The sequence below is a fragment of the Streptomyces sp. CB01373 genome (assembly GCF_002803075.1).
GTDB lineage: Bacteria > Actinomycetota > Actinomycetes > Streptomycetales > Streptomycetaceae > Streptomyces.
The window spans coordinates 17,035-21,880 of sequence record NZ_NNBK01000012.1 but is presented as its reverse complement, the minus strand read 5'-3'; the positions used below and the strand labels follow the sequence as shown (position 1 = coordinate 21,880).

Below are 4,846 nucleotides of genomic sequence, written 5' to 3'. Positions count from 1 at the left end.
CCGGATCCCGTAGCCCGTGTCGACCGACCGGTTCAGGCCCGGGGAAAAGGAAATCCTTTTCCCCGGGCCTGAACCGGATGTCCCCTCGGTCGAACTCGCCGCCGCAATTCCCTTTCCCAGTCTTTCGCAGCCCACGACGAATGGTGGAAACATGACTGCGCAGACGATGTCGACACCGGACGACATCTCCACGGTCGATCTGACCGATCCCAGAACGTTCGAGGAGAACGACCTCCGTGAATACTGGCGCCGGCTGCGCACCACGCGGCCGCTCCACTGGCACCCGCCCACCGGCGACGCGCCGGGATTCTGGGTGATCAGCCGGTACGCGGACGTCATGGCGCTGTACAAGGACAACAAGCGGCTCACCTCGGAGCGGGGCAACGTGCTGGTCACGCTGCTCGCCGGCGGCGACTCCGCGACGGGAAAGATGCTCGCCGTCACCGACGGCGCCCCGCACCGCAACCTGCGCAACGTACTGCTCAAGGCCTTCTCCCCGCAGGCTCTCAAGCCCATCTCCGACCGGGTCCGCCAGAACACCACCCGCCTGGTGGTGGAGGCCGTCCGGCGCGGCGAGTGCGACTTCGCCACCGACGTCGCCGAGCACATCCCGATGAACACCATCTCCGACCTGCTCGGAGTGCCCACCGCCGACCGTGAGTTCCTGCTGAACCTCAACAAGTCCGCACTCAGCTCGAACGAGGAGGGCCAGTCGGAGACCGACGCCTGGCTCGCCCGCAACGAGATCCTGCTGTACTTCAACGAGCTGGTCGCCGAGCGCCGGGCGAAGCCGACCGAGGACGTGATCAGCGTGCTCGCCAACAGCACGGTGAACGGCGAGCCGTTGAGCGAGGAGGTCATCGTCCTCAACTGCTACAGCCTGATCCTCGGCGGCGACGAGACCAGCCGCCTGTCGATGATCGACGCCGTGCGGACCCTCACGCGGCACCCGGACCAGTGGCAGTCGCTCCGCGACCGCGAGGTGACGCTGGAGTCGGCCACCGAGGAGGTGCTGCGCTGGGCGACCCCGGCGATGCACTTCGGCAGGCGCGCGGTCACCGACGTGGAGCTGCACGGCCAGGTGATCGCCGCGGGCGACATCGTCACGCTGTGGAACAGCTCGGCCAACCGGGACGAGGAGGTCTTCGCCGACCCGTACGTCTTCGATCTGAACCGGTCGCCGAACAAGCACATCACCTTCGGCTACGGCCCGCACTTCTGCCTCGGCGCCTATCTGGGCCGGGTCGAGGTGAACGCGATGCTGGACGCCCTGCGCACCTACAGCACCGGGTTCGAGGTCACCGGCGAGCCGCAGCGGATCCACTCCAACTTCCTGACCGGGCTGTGCAGTCTGCCGGTGCGTTTCGAGCCGGACGAGGCGGCGCTGGCCGCCTACGGCAGCGGGAACGGGGCACGCGGGTGAACCCGTCCGCGGGAATGGGCCCGTCGAAGTGGCTGCGCTGCTACCGCAAGGTGGCCCGGCCCCGTCTGCGGCTGGTGTGCTTCCCCCACGCGGGCGGCGCGGCCAGCATGTTCCGCGACTGGCCGCGGTGGCTGCCGGACGACGTCGAGGTGACCGGGGTGTGCTACCCGGGCCGTCAGGACCGGCTGCTGGAGCCGTGCATCGACGAGATGGGCGCGCTGACCACGCCGATCGCCGATGTGCTGCAGGCCTGCGCGGGAGAGCGGCTCGTGCTGTTCGGGCACAGCATGGGCGCCTCCGTCGCCTACGAGGTGGCGCTGCGCCTGAAGCAGCGCACCGGCTCGGCGCCGGGACGGCTGTTCGTCTCCGGCCAGTTGCCGCCGCACCGGGTGGTGCCCAAGAGCGTGCACCTGCGCGGCGACGACGCGATCGTGGAGGAGGTACGCCGGCTCGGCGACCCGGACGCCGGCACGGTGCTGGACGATGCGGACCTGCGGGAGCTGGTACTGCCCGCGATCCGGGCGGACTTCCGGCTGATCGGCACGTATCTTCCGCGCCCGGTCACGCCGCTGGCCACCCCGGTGACCGCGTACGTGGGGAGCGAGGACGAGCAGGTGCCGGTCGAGGGCCTGCGGGAGTGGGCGGCGGTGAGCGCCACCGGCCGCTTCGACCACCGGGTGTACCCCGGCGGCCACTTCTACCTGATGGACGACCCCGAAGCCCTCGTCCGCGACCTGGCCGGCCGTCTGACCGGCCACCTCGCGGCCGCCCGCGCCGCCGGCTGAACCGGCGGACGCGGGGGGTCAGGAGAGCGCGAAGCGCGCGCCGGCCACCGAGAGCAGGGCGCCGAACACGTCGATCACCACGATGCCCACGACCAGCGACGTCCACCATCGGCGGCGGGCGTTCCGGGTGCGGATGAACTGCCAGGCGGCCAGGGACAGTACCACGCCCTGGACCAGGAAGCACGGCTCGAACACCAGGAGGTCCTGCACGGCCGAGAGGTGGTTCGCCTCGGCCGCCTCCGCCGCGCCGACCCCGGGCACGACCGGGAAGTCGACGGCGCCGTGGTGTCCGCTCAGGTACAGGGCCTTGGTGACGAAGCCGTAAAAGGCGTGGGAGACGCACACCACCGCAGCGATCCACATCGGCGCCAGCAGCACCCAGGCGCGCACCCGGCTGTCCGTACGGCGGTTCAGCGCGAGGACGAAGAGCGCGCCGAACAGCATGATCGCGCTCACCACCCAGTTGACCGCCTGCACCGCGGACTTGTCGTGCCGCGCCAGGAGCGGCAGTCCCCAGGTGCCGCCCACCGCCCAGTACACGTGGAGAAGCATGAAGAGAAACGTGAAGACGAAAGCCAGGTGAACCCAGACCGGCCGGAGCGGGAGTTCGGCGCCCGGCTCCCGGCCGGGTGAATTCCCGTCATTTTCACCTGGAATTAATGTTTCGCGTACCATTCAAATCCTCACCTAGAAGCCCGAGCACACCGCGGGCACGGTATCACCGGGCGCGGAGGCGCGAACCCCGCGCATATCGGAGTTTTCAATGAGGGGGCCGGTTCCGGCCACGCCGCTGCTAGCGTCGGCGGCGCCGATGCGGCAGCCGTCGCGGTCGGCGAACCCGTAGCGTATGGGGGTGAATGCGTGGACATTGCAATTCGGGCCGAGGGACTGAGCAAACGTTACGGTGGAAAGCAGGTCAAGGACGCGCTGAACGGTGTCGACCTGTCGGTCCCCGCCGGCACGGTTTTCGGGCTGCTCGGGCCCAACGGCGCCGGGAAGACCACGACCGTGCGCATCCTGGCCACCCTGCTCTCCGCGGACGGCGGCGAGGCGACCGTGGCCGGATTCGACGTGCGCCGGCAGGGCAAGGAGGTCCGCCGGCGCATCGGGCTGACCGGACAGTACGCTGCGGTCGACGAGCGGTTGACCGGCCGGGAGAACCTCCGGCTGATCGGCACCCTCTACCACCTCGGCCGGAGCGCCACCCGGGCCAGGGCGGACGAACTGCTGGAACGGCTCGACCTGACCGACGCGGCCGACCGGCCGGTGAAGACCTACTCCGGCGGCATGCGGCGCAGGCTCGACCTCGCCGCCAGCCTGATCGCCGAGCCGCCGGTGCTGTTCCTGGACGAGCCGACCACCGGCCTCGACCTGTCCAGCCGGCTGACCCTGTGGGAGGTGATCCGCACCCAGGTGAGCCGTGGCGTCACCGTCCTGCTGACCACCCAGTACCTCGAAGAGGCCGACCAACTCGCCGATCGGATAGCCGTGCTGAAGGACGGCAGTGTCGTCGCCGAGGGCACCCCCGACGAGTTGAAGGACCGGGTGGGGGACGACAGGCTGCGGGTCACCGCCGCCTCCGCGGACGACGTCGTCGCCCTCACCAAGGTGCTGAGCCGGTTCGGCGTCGACGAACCGCTCGTGGACGAGGAGAAGCGGACGGTCTCCGTGCCGATGACCGAAGGCGTCGGCGGTATCGCGACGGTGGCCACCGAACTGGCCCAGGCAGGTATCCCGGTGGCCGACTTCCGGCTCAGCCGTCCCTCGATGGACGAGGTCTTCCTGTCCCTGACCGGCCCCGCGGCGCGGCCGGTGACCGAAGGAGCGGCGACATGAGCGAGTTCCTGAGCGACTGCCTCGCCCTGACGGGCCGTCACCTGCGGCATCTGACCCGGGTGCCGGAACGGCTGCTCAGCGTGACGCTGATGCCGGTGATGTACGTGATCGTCTTCGGGTTCCTGTTCGGCAGCGCCATGCAGGTCGAGGGCGGCAACTACCGCGAGTACATCATGGCCGGCATCTTCGCCCAGGTCATGCTGGCCAACCTGCAGACCACCGCGGTCGGCGTGGTCGACGACCTGCGCAACGGCCTGGTCGACCGGTTCCGCTCGCTTCCCATGTCCCGCTACGCCGTACTGATCGGGCGTACCGTCTCCGACCTGCTGCTGTCCACCGTAGCCATCGTCGTGATGGCCGCGGTCGGCTCCCTGATCGGCTGGCGGGTGCACACCGGCGCCCCGCACATCCTGGCCGCCTTCGGCATCCTGCTGCTGCTCGGCCTGGGCGCCGCCTGGCTCGGCGCGCTGCTCGGACTGTCCCTGCGCAACGTCGAGGCGGTCAGCGCGGTGATGTCCATGGTCATGATGCCGCTCACGTTCCTGTCCAGCGCGTTCATCCCGCTGAGCGGACTGCCCGAGTGGCTGCGCGCCATCGCGGTGTGGAACCCGCTGTCGGCGGTGGTCGGGGCCCTGCGCCGGCTGTTCGGCAACCCCACCTCCGTCGGCGACACCTCCTTCCCCTCGGTGCACCCGATCCCCGTCGCCGTGGTCCTCATCGTGGCGATGATCGCGCTGGCCATGCCGCTCGCCGCCCGCAGGTACCGGACCGCGGCAGCCCGCTGAACCGCTCGCCCGACAAG

At 69.9% G+C, this 4,846-nt stretch carries 5 protein-coding genes; 4 read left to right on the top strand and 1 reads right to left on the bottom strand.

The window, feature by feature from the left end; all coding sequences use genetic code 11:
* Window positions 1-151: 151 nt before the first annotated feature.
* Window positions 152-1,423 carry a cytochrome P450 gene (locus CG719_RS19855; RefSeq protein ID WP_100570027.1) on the top strand — a complete coding sequence of 424 codons (1,272 nt, stop codon included), beginning with the start codon at window positions 152-154 and terminating at the stop codon, window positions 1,421-1,423.
* Window positions 1,420-2,208 carry a thioesterase II family protein gene (locus CG719_RS19850; protein ID WP_234375659.1) on the top strand — a complete coding sequence of 263 codons (789 nt, stop codon included), beginning with the start codon at window positions 1,420-1,422 and terminating at the stop codon, window positions 2,206-2,208. The genes CG719_RS19855 and CG719_RS19850 overlap by 4 nt, the downstream gene beginning before the upstream one ends.
* Window positions 2,209-2,226: 18 nt before the next feature.
* Here the strand turns inward: CG719_RS19850 and CG719_RS19845 are convergent, their stop codons facing one another.
* A complete protein-coding gene (locus tag CG719_RS19845) occupies window positions 2,227-2,760 on the bottom strand; it encodes a DUF3995 domain-containing protein (RefSeq protein WP_159024903.1) in 534 nt (177 codons plus the stop codon).
* Between the two features lie 309 nt (window positions 2,761-3,069).
* On the opposite strand from CG719_RS19845, the gene CG719_RS19840 reads away from it, so the two are divergent.
* Window positions 3,070-4,044 (top strand): ATP-binding cassette domain-containing protein, encoded by a 975-nt coding sequence (locus CG719_RS19840; protein ID WP_100570024.1) that lies wholly within the window; start codon window positions 3,070-3,072, stop codon window positions 4,042-4,044.
* Window positions 4,041-4,829, top strand: coding sequence for an ABC transporter permease (locus CG719_RS19835; protein ID WP_100570023.1), 789 nt, complete (start codon window positions 4,041-4,043; stop codon window positions 4,827-4,829). The genes CG719_RS19840 and CG719_RS19835 overlap by 4 nt, the downstream gene beginning before the upstream one ends.
* Window positions 4,830-4,846 lie beyond the last annotated feature (17 nt).